Here is an 18,354-nt window from a genome sequence, read left to right on the forward strand (position 1 = left end):
GACCGATATCGGTAACCCAAAAGAGGTTGGCGCAACCATTCTGGCATCAACAATTCACCGTGTTTCCACACAGCCTCCGGCCTTAGCGGACGAGCCGACTGGCGCCCCTGATGTCCGCTACCGGCCATTTCCAGCCGGTTTCTCTCGCTCTCATACGAACATTCGAAGGTCTGCTTCGCTCAGGCAACACAGGGCGCTTCATCCATGTCGGGGTAGCGACTCGATGTTAGGGCTCGTTGAAGCGGCCATTGCGAGCGTCAATGATTATTTCCTCGCCGCCGAGGCGTTGCTCGTACGGTTCGTGCGGGTTATCCCAAAACCCGTCCCAGCCCTCGGCTTGCTCCGCTGGCAAAATACCATGATGAGCCAAACAAACATATACAGGCTCGATGGAAATAGCGGCCATATAGCCTGACTCTACAGAGCCGTCTCCTTCAACAAGTGACTCAGTCACGACGCCAAGCGCAAAATTCCATTCGATCAAGCAGGGGCCGCCGCTAAAACCACCACGGGCCATAGCAGAGACGACAAAGTGAGGGTGGCCGCCGGTGTACTTGTCGATGACCGCGTTCACTTCGGCACGCGTGGCTATCAGCGTCGGCTCCTTAGAAAAGGGCACCGGCGGATAGCCCATAACGACGACCTCGGCCAAAGAAAACGCTTCGTCGTTGATCCAGTCGTCAAGATGCACCCCTAGCGGAATGGACGGACATTCGATTTCCTCCACCACCAAGGCAGCAATATCTACCTGATCGTCAGGGTGGAAGAGAGGCCCGCGCACAACGCGGCCGCGAGATGCGGATATGTGCCGAAAACGACCCTCGACACCATGGACGGTCAAGAGGCCTTTCTCATCTGGAATCCGGTGATCGATCGTATTCGCAACTTCGAGAATTTTGCAACCGTCTACGACGTGCCGTGCAGTAATGAACACTCCGTTGCCCACATGAAAGGCAGAGCCGATCGAATGGTCGCCGTTCGGCAGTTCGACGCAAATGTACGCGACCGCTGGGGCATACTTTTCGAATAGCTGGCGCGCCTTTTTCTCGACGACCGTTCGCGGACGCTTCGGCTCCTCATCTCCAAATGGTTGACTGGGCGCTGAACAACGGTCGAAGTCAGACTTATCTTTATGCATTGCTTTGGCACCTAGTTCGGTATCTTGATCTGCTCGATGAGGCACACCTGTCGTGGGTAGGCTTGTGACGATGCCTCGGGAAGCGTTCATTCTGATGACTCGGCGCATTCCGCGCAAATGCCTCACTCAACCTTTGTACGCAACCCCGGAAGACTTTGACTCGCCTCCGTCTTCTGTTATGCATTAACCATCAAAGTTCAAAATCGGTGGTTTGCTCGGAGCGGATGCGCATCTTGTGTTGCTGCCCTTTGCGTGCGTCTCTGCCCGCCCCCTGCGTAATCCTCTTGCCGGCTGTTTGCCAACACGTACCGGTCGTTCGCACTTCGTAAACGGGGATGTCCGCTTGGGGTCGAAAGTGAGCGTTCCTCATGTCAGAAAGCCGAACTTCGGCTTCAGTGCAAGGGGAATGGCAGGTATCTGGTCAGGAACGGACGCTCAGGGCTGGTGGAGTGGAAGACCGCAATGGCCGATGATCTACCGGATGGCGTTGAGATGACGATAGCCTGAAAGTCGGTCATTGCCGTCGCTCACTTGGATGGCCATGTCGGTCAGCAATGGGTAGGATTGCTGTCATTCTGTTGTAAACCACGCTGAATGTCCGCTTTCCCATTCGGCGGACGCGTACTCTCGACCTAAAGCAATCCTTGACCTTTTGAAAAAACAGACCTTAAACGCCAATTATTGTCATAATTTGAAGGAATCCCCTTTTTAGTCGAGATAAGCAATGACTACCATCGACAAAGCTCGTGAGTACATCCGTGCCAAGGTCCTAGAACCTGCACTAAAGCATCCGGCACTTCCCGACAATATCAAGCGCAAGGTCAAGAACACAAACATCTGGCTTGATCAGTTTGAGCGTGTTGGCGACGTTATTGCATACCTTAAACGCTTTAAGCTTGGAACGAACGATCCAACATACCAAGCAATGCAAGCTCACGACTTGGTAACCTTCGAGGATATTGCGACTGACTTCGAGAAAGAATTCTCGCTCTGGGCCAATGACTGTACTAGGCTTACTGATTTTATCGTCGGGGGCCAATACAGTGCTCACCAGATACTTATTTTTGCACGTAACTACGATACGCGGGCCGGTGGGATGTTTGTTTTGGATTCTGGTGGTCGGCCCTCTGCAGTAATAGTCAAAGCAACCCTGTCTGGTGGTCGCTATGCCAATGCTTGGCTGGATGAACCGCACCGGCTCAAGTATTTCCTCAAAAGCATTGATAATGAGTTTGGCGAGCATTTTAAGGCAAACGCTGCGATCCTCCAGAACCAGCATATTCCCATACTGACATTCGTAAGAAATATCGAGAATGGTCCCTTCACCTATCAAGGAATCTTCAAATACCGCGATATCCAGCGAGAACTCGATGGCTCAAAATGGTTTGAGCTTGAACGAAACAAGGATGAGGCTGGAGTGGTTGAGGTTGCTGCTTTCGCAGCTAAAATCTTTGCGGAGCAGACAAAAGCGGCGCGCCAATCCTCGCGCGAGCAGCGCTTGGCGAGACTAGCCGCGGCACCTAAGAAACCACTTGCAATCCAGGTCATTTCAACCGATTACAAACGCAATCCAGATGTGGTGGCAGAGGTACTTGAGCGCGCAGCAGGAAATTGCGAGGAATGTGGTCATCCAGCACCATTCCATCGGAAATCCGATGGCACTCCTTACCTCGAGGTTCACCACCGCATACCGCTAGCTCAAAATGGTGACGACACCGTAGAAAACGCGATTGGGCTATGCCCCAATTGTCACCGAAAATCACACTTCGGCTAGTTTCTGCTAGTTCCTCATTTAGTGGGAAGTGGTCATGGTGTTCTGGTTATTCATGATGGATGACCGCTTTAGTAGGGTGTGACAGCTTCTGGCCGATATCAGTTATGTAAGCGCATGGCCGGCCGCTCTGGCCGAGGGGCAGCCACTTGGGCGGTGCCTATCCCGTAGCTTTTGAGCTAGCCTCGTCATGAGGGACAGGAACGGCCACGGCTCTTGGATCTGTCTAGTTATTTAGAAGCAGCACCTGCACGATGGTCTGGTTGGCTATTCGAAGGTGACAGGAGTGCCAAAATGGCACTAAAGACTGCTATTACCAATTACCCGTCTGACTGGAAAGGATTAGGGCGCCTCTCGGTGCCCAAACTCCACTGTTGTAACCTCGAGGGCTCCGCCCACACTAGCACTCGCCGTGGGCAAAGCCCGAGCAGTGGTTATACCCTACCCTGGCTTTGCCCGGAGTGTGTTTTTCCACTAGCCGATCAAGCACCATCCGCAGCGCTAAGTGCGGTCTCCCGGGCCGGCACTTGACGGTGGCCGAATCCAAGATGGATATCTCTGCAATTCACCTGACCTGTGCGAAAAGTTGCACAATCCGGTGATTTTGGACGTTAGACACATGAACAGATTTTTATATAAGTACATGCCACTTAGAGTGGATTTTTTTGAAAACCTCATGATTCGGGCGACTCCAGTTTTGGCCTTGAACGATCCTTTTGAAGGGCACTTCAACAAAGAGCAGGTGCGCGATGCAAATCGTAACCACGAGGAGTATTACAAAAGCAACGGCAAGGATGTTTATGAACTTGATGAATCAATGCTCAAGGATTGCATGGGCGAAATCCAAAATGAAATATTTGACCTAGGCATACTTTCTTTTACCGAAGACTTCAACAACCCACTGATGTGGGCACATTATGCGGACGACCATAAAGGAATGGTAATTGAGTTTGATCTCAATGAGCCATTTTTCATGGACTCTCTAAAGGAAGTCGATGGCCGAAAGAGTAGATTTGGAAAAAGTTATTTTGCGGATTTTTTTGAGTTCCCTGAGAGGGTTTATTACCGCAGGGTGATGCCGAGTTTCGAAAGATCTGAGCTTTCAGCCCCTGAATCTATGGACGAGTTTCATTGGAGAAAATTCAATCGCACGATATTGTTTACCAAGGCTATAGATTGGGCCCATGAGAAAGAGCAGCGAAGCATTGTTCAACTAAAGGATGCCGACTCAATAATTTGCAAAGATAGCAAATACATTAGAAAGCAATGCGCGCTGGATTCTAAAATAGAACTATTGGAATTAGGTGGCAATAAAATACAAGTAATTTATCCGAAGGGGTATGAGATGCATGAAGATATGGGAGATAAAAGCATAAAGACAGAGATCCATCTTCTTGCATTAGACCGCCAAGAGCCGCCCATCCATCTCTTTAGAATAAACCCGCTAGCTATAAGCGGGGTTTATTTTGGCTGTAAATCCTCTGAGTCCGTAGCTTTGGGAAACATAGAAAACAATCCTTTATTAAAAAATCTTAATAATATTAATAGAATGCAAATCAGCGACACGCTATACCAACTTAATGCAGTCAAGCTAACATTAAAATCCAAGTGACGCTTGCAACGCGCCTGATTTTTTACGTTGAATGACAGCTTACCGGTGGCCTGACTGACCGCAATGCACCGGCTGTGGATTTTGGGGGTGAAGCACCGGCCCGTCTGTTTTGGCCGAGCAGCAGTCATTTGAGGCGGCTTCACGACCGCACCTCGGCCAACACGGTCATTCGATACCAGGGAAAAGAATGGCTGCTTCCAAATCAGGGAGCAGCCATTCAAGTATCTAGAAATCTAGGGGCGATTCAGGGGCCTATTTCGGATCTGATTAGATAAGTTTGCTTCGGAAATAGACAGCGGTTTCTGGGTCGGTGCAGTACAGGAAACAACCTTTAAGTCCACGAGTCATCAGGGTGCGATACGTATTTTTGATGATTCGATCTGCCTTGGCGACTGTTTCCTCTGGCTGCTTCTTTACCTGCGTTTTGTAGCCTCTGATGGTTTGGTCCATTGTGGAGCGCTGGGTCGCATCGGTGACTACCTTGCCATCCCGAATGATCAGGTCTGGGCCGATGATCACGCCAATGTAGTCGACCTCCAGTCCTTGGCACGTATGGATGCAGCCAACCTGTTCGATGGAGTCAGGGGCAATGATCCAGACCATGCTGTTGCTGGCCAGATTCCACTGCCGTCGGTAGTTTTCACCTATCACGATATCCATCTGTGTCGTATCAGTTTTGCTGTTCCATGGCCAGCAATAGCCGGCGACGACCCGAGCCCGGTTGCCGCTGTTCCTTTGCTCCACAGCGGCGTGCATCTCTTCCGGGGTGTCAAAGACCTTGAATTCGTAGCCTTTGGTATCCAGTTGGGTGTTCGCGGTCTCACTGATCTCGAGTACGTTGTCGAGCCAGGCCATGTATCCATCCGAGCCGCTACAGCGGAATTGCGAGGTCAATTCAAATTCGTGTATCTCCGCCCCCTTGGCAACTGCCCACTGTCGGATCTGCTCTTTGGAGCCGATGTCGCGGAAAGTGACGCGTTGATCCTCGTCGATGAAGAAGACAGTGCACTTAGCGGCATTGATCAGCTCCTTCATCTGGTTTTCGCCCTTGTTGTTGAACATACCGCTCTTCTCAGTGAGGCGGTGCGCTTCATCAACGAGCAGCAGGTCGAAGGTGTTCTGCTCCATGTCGTGGAAGCTGTCAGAGCCAGCAAACAGGCTGTTGAAGCGGGTCTGCTTCATGGAGCCAGTCAGCTTGGCTTTGTAGACATGGCGCGGGGCGGCGTTTTTGGAAATGTATTTGATCGCCATACTGGTCTTGAGGAGCTTGACCAGCAGGTTGATGGCGATCAGCGTCTTGCCCGTGCCGGGGCCGCCCTCGACAATCACAACCTTGTGCTTGCCAGGTGCTGCTGCACGCGCAATGTTCTTGATGCTTTCAAAGACCAATTTTTGGTCATTGATGAGGGCAAATTCACGATTGCCTTCCATCAGCTTGGCAAGGGCATCCGCCAGTGCTTTGGAGGCGCCAATCCGACTGCAAATCAGCTGCTGCAGCACTGACTGGTTGTCACCCTGTTGGATGTGTTGACTCAGGAAGGACTGCAACTTTTCCCGCTCGACCATACCTTTGCGGAAGAGGGGGGCCTGTTGGGTGTACTCCTTGAAGCGTTCATCCAGAATGGTGTTATCGGTTTCGGGATAGTTGTGCAGAAAGGCGCAGGGCAGGACCCGTATCTCTCCGGATGCCACCGCCTCATTGAAACCTTCGAAAAGCGTGGCGTAAGACCAGGCCTGGTACGACGGATGCAACGCTTCGTTCAGCCCGCCGCCGAGCTGCGTCAGCACAACCGCATCTTTGTCGGTCAGCTTGATCGCACTCCACTGCTTGAGCTCGATGATGATGACTGTCTTCTGGCCATGGGCATCGAATCCGCTGAGGGTGAAGTCAATGCGACTCATCGATTGCGGCGCAAACAGTTCGATGCCGATACCAGCAGTTGCTGGGATACGCTCATCCCGTAATACCCGAGCCATCTCCTGCAAAGAGTTCTTCCACGACGTTTTTTCCTGACTACTGACTCTCTTGCCGACGATAGCTTGGTACCTAGCCTCGAGCAGATCTTCAATGTATCTGTCGGAGTCCAGCAGGAATTGCTGCTTGTCTGCCTGGTAAATCAGGGTATGTGTCGGAGTGGTGGGCTGCATTCAGATCTCTGTGTATTTTTTGCTGGAACCGCGAGCCTTATCGGCCGGGTATTTTTCAGCATTACGTTGAAGCTTCTGGGTGGCGGCATCGTTCAGGTCCACCCCCAGTACGTCGGCCAGACGGACCAGGTAGAGCAGGACATCAGCAAGTTCTTCGCGCACTTTATCTGCAGTGGCAGGGGCTCTACCTGCTTCACGCGAGGTGTCTTCGGTCATCCACTGGAAAATTTCGGTCAGCTCGCCGACCTCGCCAGATAGGGCCATCACGAGATTCTTGGGGGAGTGAAACTGGTGCCAGTCGCGCTCGGTGGCAAAGGCCTCTAATGCAGTGGCCAGTCTGCTGGTTTCTACCAAGGGGGCGGTGGTTGTATTTTTGGGACTCTGGCTCATGGTCTGGCTCTCTACGTGGTATGGCATAGCAATTATGCCTGTAGAGAGCATATGTATGCGTTGCGTACTTGGGTAGTCTGCTATGTGGATCAAAGCTGCTGTTGAGCAAACATTGGTCTGCGTCCACTTAGGCCGAGGAGCGGCCACTTGGGCGGCGCCTGTCCCGTGGCTTTCGAGTAAGCCTCGCCAAGGGGGGGGCGGTAACATCCACGGCTCTTGGGTCTGTCCAATTCTGATGGGCTTCACTTATTTGGCCAGGGCCAGCCTTAGAGGATGAAACTGGTCAGTCTTCACCGGCACCGTGGCCAGTTAGGAGCAGCGCCTGCACTTGCGCCTCCACTGCCCTGAAGGGACTGCCAGCCGCCATTGGCGGCCTGAACCAGCAAGCCCACGCGTAACCATGGTGGGGAAATTTTGAGTTGCGGCGACGCATCCCGCCTGGCGAACAACTGACCTACGACGGACAGAAAATCGTCCAGGCAATGCGCTAGCCGATTCTGATTGAAAATGCCAAATAGGTAAGTTTTCGTTGGCTGGTCATCCAACTCGGAGGGAGTAGTTGGGGCTCGCAAGAACTCTTGCGCGTCTCTCCATTTGAGAAACACCAAGGCTCCAGCACCGGCCCCAGAATCAAGGCAAAGCCTGCGTTGTGGATGAGACGCTGGTTCGTTTGTAAATCCACCAAGATGCGCAGAATGCAGTCAGGTCTGCTATCACCTGGGCATATCGGACATGACCGAGAGGAGGCTCGCCATAGGCACCGAAAATCGGCCATATGACAAATTCCCATCCAAACGAATACAGCACGGGGAGCGTCAAAATGAACCAATACGGTATGTTCAGCCGATGTCGTGCCGGCAGAACAAATTCGGCTCCGCGCAATAATGCCGTAAACATAAGGCCAGCGGCCAGGAACGGGGCACATCCGCCAATCGCTTCAAGGTGATACTTCACCAGGAAGCCCTTAGCGAAGCTGAAGACTGCCAAAGAGACTAAAGTACTACCACCCAGGCCGCCCCAGCCTATCATCCGCTGTTGCCGGTTAGCACTACCTGTGTAAAGGCAAAGTAGACTCAGCACCAGGCCAAACCATCCGAACAGATGCGCCCAGACGTCCAGATCCAGCCAGAGGAATCTCAGGTTCGAAGGCTGGCTGTATAAGCCGATGCCAGTCAGCAACGAAACGGTGGACAGGATGGCGACGGCGACCGGGGATTGAAACAGGCGATTAATAGCGCTCTCCTTATACAAGGGGTTAAATGTAAAGTTCTCGCAAAAGGCTCCCAGCCAAAACGCCACGTAGTCGCCTCAGGGAAGGGACCGTCCCTCCTCATTGAAAATGACTTCGCTCATAGGCCAGGTCCGCCCCAGGTATACCATTTGAGCTCTGTCATAAGGAAGCTGCTCAACCGAAAGTCCTCCGAATTTACCCATGCACGCCTTGCAATAGAGGTGTACCGGGCAACAATACCCGGAGAGGGAACATAGTATCAATACTGATTCACAGGGAATCAGCCGTGACACGTCGTTGCAACGGGGGGCCAGAGGAGACGGTTCTGCGCACTGGTCTGAGGTGGTCAGTCTGTCGTGAGAGTGGACCGACAACTTTCATTTTAAATTTTCCTCATTAGTCCAAACCAACTTTTGAGGCTGACTCTTTGGGAGAGGCATCAATTAGAATGATATCTTTTTTCCCATGCAGGCCATGCTTTACTAATAGTCTATCAATTTTTGCAAACTCTAGATAATCAAAGTAGAGAATTGCCTTGATTGGTGGGTGAGTTGATCTGGATGCCTTGGCATATATATCGGCTTGTTTTATTAAATTCTTTTCGATCTGGGTATTGCTCGCCAGCTTAAATTCAATCACCACCTTGTCAGAACTTCCTCGTGACACCATAAAATCAGAGGGGCCTCTTCCATTATTGACTTCGGCATTCATATCGAAGACGGAGGCGAACCAAGTTAATTTGAACATTATTTGCAGGTCCGCTTCTCTTTTTATTGGCCTTCCTTTCACATAAAACACCCTATAACCATCTTGATTTTCTATTACATGCTTTAAGAAATTGACTCTCAGCAAGGCTTCTTCATAACTATTGCTAGGTGTTTTGTAAAACTCAGTTTTCTCCTCGAGCAACTGGACAAAATCCATTAATTGCTTGATGAACAATTCAGTGGCTAGGCTAATTTTTTCTTGGCTAACAGTTTTGGCGCCATCTTTATTTTTTTCTTTTATAGAAATATATGCATCAAGAATTTCCGGATATTTCTCTGTGACTTTTTCTATGGCTTTTTCATAATCGCTCTTTGTTGGTTCATCAGGCATGATCGAGCCCAAATACTGATCAATCCTGCTGCGTAACTGATCATTGCCTACAGCGCCAATGACAGATGAAAAGTCTTCAACAAAGTCTTTGTGGTTGATCCACGCCTCATCTTTTGTCAGCAAGTCAATTGGGGTTAATAATACAAAATCATTTCCAAATTTTGGTAAGGTAAATTGCTTCGATGCCCATGTCTTGGTCGCCCAATTAAACTCGGACTTCCCTATCATAAACACCCCTAGCCTGCTCGGATCGATGTTGTTTTTTGCAAAATTTTCCGTATATCTTGCAAGATATCCCAATATGAAATTGCACGTAAAATCGCTAATCTGATCTTTGCCGACGCCGTTCCTTACTAAAGTAAGCTTTTCTAGGTGTGATGCTGTTTCCGTTTCTTCTCCAAAATTTTTAAATACTGTAGTCAAATTTAACTTGAGCGAACTAGCAAATTTTGCCCCTAGCCCACGACCACTATTTCCAATCTCACTGTAACCAAACCAGTTCTGCTTCACTTCGGGAAAGTGAAACCATTCTTTAATCAGTCCATTACTCAGATTTTTTCTGGACTCTTCTTTCAAAAACTTAACGTAGTCAATTATTTTCTTATGCAACTCTTGATATTCTAATTTCTCACTATTAAACAGCAAAAATGGATCAATGAATAATGGCAAATCATTAATTAGTGAAATATTGAATGCGCCATAGCTTTTTAGTTTTTCATGTTGCACATTAAAGAAATCAGAAAAATATATATTTAGTTTTCTAGACATTCTAGCACCTGGCATTGAAAAGAATTTCTACCCCAGTTACTTGTAACACGAGGGGCTATGGATACATTGAGTACATGATAATACACCACTGCCGCAAAAAATGCCCTTGTAATCTATAGGCAGTACTGCTAGCGTAAGCACTGTCAACGGCGCACTGTGTATTGTTGAACCGAAGACGCAACTTCTACGCAGACCCTTCCGTCAGAGGCACGCCCAAGTCCTGGAACGCTAACACGGCAGGCAACCAAAGTCCTCGCACAAGCCACGGTCACCCTCAGATCTGCGTCCATATCTCTTTATCGTTATTGAGCCGCCAATGATCACGTTTCCCTTTAACTAAGGGGCAATGGGGTATCTGCGTCGGTATGATTGCGCGGTGCTCCATTCCCAAGTGAATGGAGCCATCATGACTCTGCCCTTTACTGCGGGGCCTGCGGCTGAAGCTACGCCACAGACGAGCTTCTTGCTTGCTGGTCACGACACTATCCAGTGTGCATATTACTTATGCCCAGGTCCGAACTGCCAACTTGATTTCATGTCGTTGACTATCGAGAAGGAGCGGATGCGTCTATAAGACGATCTAGATGAGCACCACAGCAGCCCGAGGGAAGCCAAAGAAAAGGCTGGTTATCGATGAAGATGAAGCGGCCTTGGTACATCTTGTCTACGATCTCTATCTTAATGGCTACCAGGGGCAGCCATTGGGCATGAAGGGGATTGCCAAGCATCTGACTGAGCGCGGGTTGCTCATGCGTGGGAAGCCCTGGTGCATCCAGCAAGTGTATGCGGTGCTGTCCCGTAGAACTTACATCGGGGAATGCTTCTTCAACGTAACGAATCAAAAGACGCGCAAGGAGAGCTCGCCAGAAGAATGGATCAAGCTGCCGGTGGATGCCATTGTCGATGGCGCGACCTTCGACCGGGTTCTGCGTGCAGCCCGCGCCCCGTTGGCTGTCGCGCCACGGCTCGTCAACAACTCGACCTTGCTGACAGAGTTGTTAATTAGACTGCCGGAAATTTCTCCAGCAGATTTAATAGGGCGATCTTAAAAAACTTGATTTTATTTTACTAAGGCTTGCATTTTCTTTCCCATGTGTAGATGCCAAAGCGTTGTTGCTTGACGAATGAGATATATTCTGGCTTGTTGTGTTGTATTGCTATGTTCTCAATAAGGGTGAGGATAGCTTTGGCTTTTCTTGCCTTCTCATTATGTCCCTCATCGTCGCCACACGTTTTTGAGATGTTCACGCTTGACGAGTCATCAAGGAATTTTGCGGAAAGTTGTTGAAGTTCAGAGTCAATATTGACTGATTTTTCTTTCTTCTCTAGCTGTGAGCTTTCATTGGAGAGTTGTGCCTCCTTATTTTTTATGCTTGCCTGGAGCTGTTCATTTCGAGAGGAGAACTCTTCTTCTCTCTTCTGGAGATATAGCTCTTGGGCGTCTGCCTTGGCTTTTAACTTTATTGCTTCCTCCCTGGCTTTAAAGGCCTCGACTCGTTGTTCGTCAAGATATTTCCAGCCACTTCCAAATACAATTAGAGCGGCAATGAAAGCCCCTATGTTGTGAGTTACAAGCTTCTTAGTTTTTTCCATGATTCTACATTTGTATGTTGGCTTGAGCTGTTAAATCACCAATTGACGTGGATACAAGGCTGGATATTTTAATTGGCAAGTCAATTGTATGAAGTGGGAATTGTTTGTTCCCCAATGAGAGACTTGGTTTGGATGAATTTCGGGTTGTGTGGAAATTTTTTGTTCGCATGAATATCTGGGGGAGGGTATGGTTTCAAGGTTTATTGGAAGCGCCCTCTTTAGTTAACCTAGGCTTCACCACTATCACTGATTGGGTCATTCGGTTGCCCACTGGCAGCAGTCTGTGATAGACGTTGATTGTTGCTCTGGGGGATAATATTACCCATGTTATTCATTTTGGACAGTTCCAGGCGTGCCTGAGAAACGGTAGCCGGTGAGCATCTGAGCTCTTTGGCTAGTTGCCTTATTGATTTGTTCGGATTGGCTGCTAGTGCTTTTGAAATCCTCGTACGATTGAGTGGCTTTCGTCCGGGCTTTTTTTGTCGCTCCGCCTGAATAGTCTCCCATGCTTCGTATCGGATGACAGACTCCATCAAGTCACGCAAGAGGCGAAGGGAAGTATATGGCATTTCTGCCTGATCTCTTGCCCACGAACCGCCATCCCAATCGTTGACTGCTTCATATATGCGCGCCAATAGCTCGGAAATGGTTAATTCTTCACCATCCTCCACCGCTACCTGACATCCCTCAAGCACTGGCAACATCTTGGCCCGTGCCTGTGGAAAAGCTAACAGTAGTTTCTTAATGCTGAAGTAATTGAATCCTTCTGGAAGTACAAGCTCTAACCCGCCCGGCAGTTTCTTTGCCTTCGCAGCCTGGTTGTACAACCGCCTCGTCATGGAAACAAAATCTTTTACCCGGCGCTCACCAAGTTGATAGGCCTTTCTGTCTTTGCTGGCTGTATGGATTTGGCAATAGTAGCTGTTGCCGGGGGCGCGATGACGATAGCAAAAATGGCAAAAGGCAGGTTGGTACTCAAACTTGGTCTGTTCCTTCCTCTGTATGGCCTGCAGACACACTCGTAATTTATGTGCGGCTCCGCGCGGTTTGCTGATCTCCACCAGCTCTTCCTTGGGCTCAGGTAGTCCCTGGGCGGCCGCTGTCCGGGCGATGTCCAGTATTACCCACCCCAGCATTCCCTCGACTTGCTCCAAGCCCTCGATCATGCAGTGAAAGTCGGACTTGTCTGAATAGTGGTCGGTTAAACCGAACTGTTGCAATAGCTCAAACGCGAGGTTTCTTACCATCTGAGAGCTTACCCGTCCAAACACGAGGTCATCCGCCATAGAGAAGGCGAGACCACGCACCCGTTCCCATTTGATCTTATCCCACAACGCGTTAGCTAATCCCTCGTCGTCTATCACAGTTGTTGTCTCCAATTAATGCCGGAAGATGATGGGTAAGAGACTGTTATTAATAAGAAAACTTGGTGTTTCACTGTTCAGAAATGCAATTCCTTTGCAGCTACGTCCCAAAAATTGCAGCCGCTAAATTACTTCGCATGCGCTTCGCCATAACCCGCGCATGTTGAGCATCTACGCAAGCCTCACTTATTTCGCGTTGAGTTTCAATGCTCTTGTCGTTTGGTAAATGGAGGAGGACTACACACCGGACGCATCCCACGGGATGCCATGGAAGCCGCGCTGCGCGCGCTTCCACGCGTAGGTGGGCCCGGCTGAGGGGCGCATACGAACCGCATCTGTCTTTGATTCAAAAGGAGATTTGGCATGACCTCAAAGATTCTCACCGTTCGGTTGCCGAGCAGCCTCTATAGCGACCTCTGCGCAACAGCCGCCGAGCTTGGCGTAAGCGTTTCAGCGCACATCCGCCGCATCGTCGAGCGCGAATCCGAAGCGCTACAAGTCAGCCAGCTGCACATCGAGCTGCTCGACAAACTGGCCGTGCTGTCGAGCGCTAGCACGACCGCGCCAATTGAGTTGACCGAAACGCTGCTGCTGTGCCGCGCGATCGCCGCCCACTGCAACCCGCAGATCGTCGGCCAAGTCCGCGCCCGCCTGGCACAGACCCAGGCGTAAGGAGGCATCCATGAAAACCTCCACCAAACTGCTCCTGCTGTCGCTGCTGGTCTTCCCCTTAACCGCTTGCGGCTATTGGCTCTGGTGCGTCACCCACCAATACCAGATTGGCGCTCCCTGGCTGCAAAACCTGCTCTGGGGCCTGGCCCACCCGCTGAACGTGCCAGGCATGGCCTGGCTCGAGCTGCAGGCCCTGGCGATCGGCATCGTGCCGCCACTCGCGCTGGCCTGGTTCATCAGCGAACTGGACAAGGGCGACGGCAGCCGCATCCTGCGCGGCGCCCGGATCGTGCCCGGTGCCACGTTGGCGCGCAGCACGCGCATCAAGCCGCCGAAGCCGGCGCGCGGCGAAACGGCACGGCCGGTACAGGTCGAAGTGGCTGGCGTGCCGCTGCCGCTCGCCTGCGAACCGAACCACCTGCTGCTGGCCGGTTCGACCAATACGGGCAAATCGACAGCTGTCGACGAACTGCTGGGCGGCGTACTGCGCCGGGGCGACCGCGTCATCGTCGTCGACCCGAACGCCCACGGGCTGGCCAGGTTCGGCAAAAAGGGCGACAGCCTGCTCAACCCCTTCGACAAGCGCTCTCCGGGCTGGTCGGTGTTCAACGAGGTGCGCAAACCCTACGATTACGATCGCATCGCCAAAAGCCTCATCCCCGACAGCGCCGAGCGCGACGGCCAGGAATGGCGCGGCTATGCCCAGCAACTGCTGGCCGAGGTGATGCGCGCCATGGCGCAGCAAGGCGAAACGAGCAACCAGCGCTTGCTGTACTGGTGCACCCTGGCGCCGGCCAAGGAACTGTGCGGCTTCCTGGCCGGCTCGGCCGCCACTGGCCTGTTCGAGCCCGGCGCGGAAAAGGCGCTGGGCTCGACGAGATTCATCCTGACCCATCACCTGGGACCGTTGCAATACGTGCAGGACGGCCCGTTCAGCCTGCGTACCTGGCTGGAAACGAGCACGGGCAATCTCTACATTACCTGGCGCGAGGATATGCTCACGACCCTGCGCCCGCTGGTCAGCGCCTGGGTGGACATCCTGATCGCCGCCATCCTGACCCTGCCCGACAAGGACCCGCGCCCGCTATGGCTGGTGCTCGACGAGCTGGCCAGTCTGGAGCGCCTGGGTAGCCTGGAAGCGGGGCTGACCAAGGGCCGCAAGCACGGACTACGCGTGCTCGCCGGCCTGCAGTCGGTGGCCCAGCTCGATGCGCTGTATGGTGTGCACCCCGCCACCACGCTGCGCAGCTGCTTTCGCAACGTGCTGGCGCTTGGCTGCTCGAACGCTGATCCGGTCACCGCCGAGACTATCGCCAAAGGTCTGGGGCAAGCCGAGGTCGAGCGCACGCATACGACCTACATGGACAGCAAGCAGGGCGGCGGCAAGAGCAGCACGCGACAGCGCAGCATCGAGCAAGCCGTGCTGCCGGCCGAACTGATGAAGCTGGCGCCCTTACACGGTTTCCTTAAGCTGGCGGGCGACTACCCGATCGGCCGCGTGCGCCTGCAACCGCAAGACTATGCCGTGCGCGTGCCGGCCTTCGTGGAGCGCTGAGCCATGCTGAGCCTATCCAATGTGGGCAATGGCGCGGCCGCAGCCAGCTACTACGAGGCCGCCGACGATTACTACACGCGCGACAGCTGCCCGAGCGCTTGGTGGGGTACGGGCGCGGCCTCGCTAGGCTTGCAGGGCGAGGTCGACCCGGCCGTGTTTGCTGCGCTGCTCGACGGCCAACTGCCCAGCGGCGAGATGCTGCACCACGCGGCGGCCGGGCGCCGGGGCGGCACTGATGCCACGTTCTCGGCGCCCAAATCGGTATCGCTGCAAGCGCTGGTCGGCGGCGACCCGCGCGTGATTGAGGCGCACCGCACGGCCGTCGAGCGTGCGTTGGCCTACGCCGAAACGCTGGCCGCTTACCGAATCACGGTGGACGGTATCATCCGCACCGAGCGCAGCGGCAATCTGGTGGTAGCGCGATTCGACCACGACCTGAGCCGCGCCTGCGATCCGCAGCTGCATACGCACTGCGTGATGGTCAACGCGACGCGTCGGACCGATGGACAATGGCGGGCGATGAACAACGAGTCGATCTACCGGCACAAGATGCTGCTCGGTGGGCTCTATCGCGCCGAGCTGGCGCGCGAGCTGCAGGGGCTGGGTTACCAGATTCGCGCCACGCACCTTGATGGCCGCTTCGAGCTGGCGCACATTGATGATGCTCAGGTGCGCGCCTTCAGCCAGCGCAGTGCCGCCATTGAGGCCTATCTCAAGGAGCACGGCGGCCGTGAGCGCAACGAGGCCGCCGCTTGGGACAAGCAACTGATCGCGGTCATCACGCGTGACCGAAAAACCGCCGTCGACCGTGCCCACCTTCGCCAGGAATGGCTGCAGCTGAGCCTGGCGCAAGGCATCGACTACCAAGCGACGCGGGCGGGACTGCAGCCAGAGCCCGGTAGTGCGTCCGCCGTACTGCAGGCCGCCATCGCCCACCTCAGCGAGCGTGATGCCGTGTTCAGCCAGGCGGCCTTGCTGGCGGAGGCGTTGGCGCAAGGCGTCGGGCGCGTCACGTTGACTGACATCGAGACGGCTGTAGCGCACGGTGTCGAAACTGGTCTGCTGATCCAGGCAGGCGAACGCTATACCACGCTGGCCGCACAACAGCGCGAGGCAGATATTCTCACGCTGGAATGGCAAGGTCGCAGCGCGGCGGCGCCGATCTGGCAGGCCGGGCGCGGCGAATTGGAGGGCGCACTCGGCGAGCTGTCGGACGGACAGCGTGACGCGGTGCTGGGGATATTGCTGACCCATAATCGGGTCAGCGGCATCCAGGGCCGTGCCGGCGTTGGCAAGACCACCTTGCTGCGTGTGGCCAGTGCCTTGGTAGTGTCCAGCGGCTACAGCATTAAGGGACTGGCGCCGAGCGCCAGCGCTGCGCGCGAGCTGACGGGCGCCGGCATTGAGGCGGAAACCATTGCAGCCTTCGAGCATCGCGACGTCAAGGGGCTCGATGCGCGCACCGTGCTAATCGTCGACGAGGCTGGCATGGCGTCAACGCGGCAAATGCTTGCCATCCTGGCGGCGGCTAGCGCGGCGCAGTGCCGTGTTGTCTTGGTCGGCGACACCCGGCAATTGCAGGCGGTCGAAGCGGGCAAGCCGTTCGCGCAGCTGCAGGCGGCCGGTATGCATACTTCGCTGGTCGGGCAGATTCAGCGCCAGCAGGATGCCAGCTTGAAGCATGCCGTGGAACTGGCCGTCGACGGCCACGTGGCAATGGCGGTCGAGGTGCTGGACAAGCACATCGTGCAGCTACGCCAGGCGGACGAGCGCTTCACGCGCATTGCGGACGACTATGCATCGCTGCCGGCTGGTGAGCGTGCGCAGACGCGCGTGATTGCTGGTACGCGCCTGGCGCGCGCCGAGATCAACCTGCGTATCCGCGACAAGCTGGGGTTGACTGGCAAGGGCCAGACGTTTGCGCTGCTTGAGCGCAAGGATCAGACGGCCGCCCACCGCCGTTCGATCCTCGGCTATGAGGCGGGCGACGTGGTGATGGCCGAGACCGACTATCCTTCGCTCGGCCTGAAGCGCGGCGAACTGGCCAATGTGGTCGAGCGGCTGGACCATCGCATTCTATTGCAGCGCGGCGACGGTGGCCGGGTGGCGTGGCAGCCCGCCGTCACCACCAAGCTGGCAGCCTATGTGCCGGTGACCCGGCAACTGGCGGTCGGCGAACTGGTGCGTGTCACTGCCAACGACCGTCTGCACGGCCTGGTCAACGGCGACCTGGCACGCATCAGTGCGATCGATACGGCTCAGCGCACGCTGACACTGGCGTTTGCGGACGGACGGGAAGTGACCCTGGAAAGCGATCGGCCACTGGCGCTCGATTACGGCTATTGCTCGACGGTGTACGCGAGCCAGGGACAGACCTGCGACCGGGTGCTGATCGAGGCCGATTCGCATAGCCTGACGGCAAGCCAGGCCAGCTTCTATGTGGCGATCAGTCGCGCGCGTTACCAGGCTCGCATCTACACGGACGACCGGGAGATGCTGCCTCTGGCAGTGGGGCGAGAGTACGCCAAGGCATCTGCACTGGATCTGGAGCCGTCAGCTGGCAAATTTGCTTCTCACGTCAGCTATGAGATAGGGGATTGAGGATGAGAACGCTGACCCTCAAAGAAGCCGCAGCATTCCTGAAAATGCATCCTGAAGAACTCCGGCGTCGAGCTAAGAAAGGCCTGGTTCCTGCCGCCAAGCCGGGCAAGCAATGGGTGTTTCTGGAGGAGGATCTGCAAAATTATCTGCGTTCGCTTTATGCTGCTAACAGGCAAGCGTTGCAAGGTGAACGTGCGGAGGTGAAAGCATGGCACTTTTCAAACGCGGCAGTACCTGGTGGGTCGATTTCACCAGCCCGGGCGGCAAGAGAACTCGCATCTCTGCTGGAACCGAAAACAAGCAAGAAGCCCAAGAGTTCCACGACCGGCTGAAGGCCGAGGCGTGGCGGGTTGGGAAGTTGGGCGAACGCCCGACCTACACCTGGGACCAAGCAGCCTATCAATGGCTGATGG

The 18,354-nt window shown here is 53.9% G+C and carries 13 protein-coding genes and 2 pseudogenes; 8 read left to right on the plus strand and 7 right to left on the minus strand.

Features of this window, described 5'->3' with window-relative positions; translation table 11 throughout:
- Window positions 1-226: 226 nt before the first annotated feature.
- Window positions 227-1,138 carry a S1 family peptidase gene (locus tag ACZ2IA_RS21740; RefSeq protein ID WP_470294681.1) on the minus strand — a complete coding sequence of 304 codons (912 nt, stop codon included), beginning with the start codon at window positions 1,136-1,138 and terminating at the stop codon, window positions 227-229.
- Between the two features lie 724 nt (window positions 1,139-1,862).
- Here ACZ2IA_RS21740 and ACZ2IA_RS21745 point away from each other — a divergent pair.
- A complete protein-coding gene (locus tag ACZ2IA_RS21745) occupies window positions 1,863-2,912 on the plus strand; it encodes an HNH endonuclease (protein ID WP_470294682.1) in 1,050 nt (349 codons plus the stop codon).
- A 616-nt stretch (window positions 2,913-3,528) separates the two neighbouring features.
- Window positions 3,529-4,521, plus strand: a complete 993-nt coding sequence (locus ACZ2IA_RS21750) for a DUF2971 domain-containing protein (protein ID WP_470294683.1) — start codon at window positions 3,529-3,531, stop codon at window positions 4,519-4,521.
- Window positions 4,522-4,788: 267 nt separating this feature from the next.
- On the opposite strand, the gene ACZ2IA_RS21755 is transcribed toward ACZ2IA_RS21750, so the two are convergent.
- The 4 genes from ACZ2IA_RS21755 to ACZ2IA_RS21770 all read right to left on the minus strand — a co-directional run bounded on the left by ACZ2IA_RS21755 (window position 4,789) and on the right by ACZ2IA_RS21770 (window position 10,156).
- Window positions 4,789-6,669, minus strand: a complete 1,881-nt coding sequence (locus ACZ2IA_RS21755) for a DNA/RNA helicase domain-containing protein (RefSeq protein ID WP_470294684.1) — start codon at window positions 6,667-6,669, stop codon at window positions 4,789-4,791.
- Window positions 6,670-7,059 carry a nucleotide pyrophosphohydrolase gene (locus ACZ2IA_RS21760; protein ID WP_470294685.1) on the minus strand — a complete coding sequence of 130 codons (390 nt, stop codon included), beginning with the start codon at window positions 7,057-7,059 and terminating at the stop codon, window positions 6,670-6,672.
- A 630-nt stretch (window positions 7,060-7,689) separates the two neighbouring features.
- Complete coding sequence (locus ACZ2IA_RS21765; RefSeq protein ID WP_470294686.1) at window positions 7,690-8,358, minus strand: hypothetical protein; 669 nt, start codon at window positions 8,356-8,358, stop codon at window positions 7,690-7,692.
- Window positions 8,359-8,686: 328 nt separating this feature from the next.
- Entirely contained in the window at window positions 8,687-10,156 is a 1,470-nt protein-coding gene (locus tag ACZ2IA_RS21770) for a DUF8370 family protein (RefSeq protein WP_470294687.1), read from the minus strand.
- Between the two features lie 584 nt (window positions 10,157-10,740).
- Between ACZ2IA_RS21770 and ACZ2IA_RS21775 the strand changes: the two genes are divergently transcribed.
- Window positions 10,741-11,205, plus strand: a complete 465-nt coding sequence (locus tag ACZ2IA_RS21775; RefSeq protein WP_470294688.1) for a recombinase family protein — start codon at window positions 10,741-10,743, stop codon at window positions 11,203-11,205.
- Between the two features lie 19 nt (window positions 11,206-11,224).
- Here ACZ2IA_RS21775 and ACZ2IA_RS21780 read toward each other — a convergent pair whose 3' ends face one another.
- Both ACZ2IA_RS21780 and ACZ2IA_RS21785 read right to left on the minus strand, forming a co-directional pair.
- Window positions 11,225-11,749: a hypothetical protein gene (locus ACZ2IA_RS21780; protein WP_470294689.1), complete on the minus strand. Its 525-nt coding sequence runs from the start codon at window positions 11,747-11,749 to the stop codon at window positions 11,225-11,227.
- Window positions 11,750-11,976: 227 nt separating this feature from the next.
- Window positions 11,977-13,113 (minus strand): hypothetical protein, encoded by a 1,137-nt coding sequence (locus ACZ2IA_RS21785; protein ID WP_470294690.1) that lies wholly within the window; start codon window positions 13,111-13,113, stop codon window positions 11,977-11,979.
- A 363-nt stretch (window positions 13,114-13,476) separates the two neighbouring features.
- Between ACZ2IA_RS21785 and ACZ2IA_RS21790 the strand changes: the two genes are divergently transcribed.
- The 5 genes and pseudogenes from ACZ2IA_RS21790 to ACZ2IA_RS23395 all read left to right on the plus strand — a co-directional run.
- Window positions 13,477-13,785: a hypothetical protein gene (locus ACZ2IA_RS21790; RefSeq protein WP_470294691.1), complete on the plus strand. Its 309-nt coding sequence runs from the start codon at window positions 13,477-13,479 to the stop codon at window positions 13,783-13,785.
- Between the two features lie 10 nt (window positions 13,786-13,795).
- The gene (locus tag ACZ2IA_RS21795; protein ID WP_470294692.1) at window positions 13,796-15,340 is read left to right on the plus strand and encodes a type IV secretion system DNA-binding domain-containing protein; all 1,545 of its coding nucleotides are present in this window, start codon (window positions 13,796-13,798) and stop codon (window positions 15,338-15,340) included.
- A 3-nt stretch (window positions 15,341-15,343) separates the two neighbouring features.
- Window positions 15,344-17,941 carry a MobF family relaxase gene (gene mobF, locus ACZ2IA_RS21800; protein ID WP_470294693.1) on the plus strand — a complete coding sequence of 866 codons (2,598 nt, stop codon included), beginning with the start codon at window positions 15,344-15,346 and terminating at the stop codon, window positions 17,939-17,941.
- A gap of 2 nt (window positions 17,942-17,943) precedes the next feature.
- A pseudogene (locus ACZ2IA_RS23390) lies at window positions 17,944-18,084 on the plus strand (helix-turn-helix domain-containing protein); the annotation flags it as partial.
- A 65-nt stretch (window positions 18,085-18,149) separates the two neighbouring features.
- Window positions 18,150-18,354: pseudogene (locus ACZ2IA_RS23395) on the plus strand (site-specific integrase); the annotation flags it as partial.

The sequence above is a fragment of the Crenobacter sp. CS_VA4 genome (assembly GCF_055597485.1).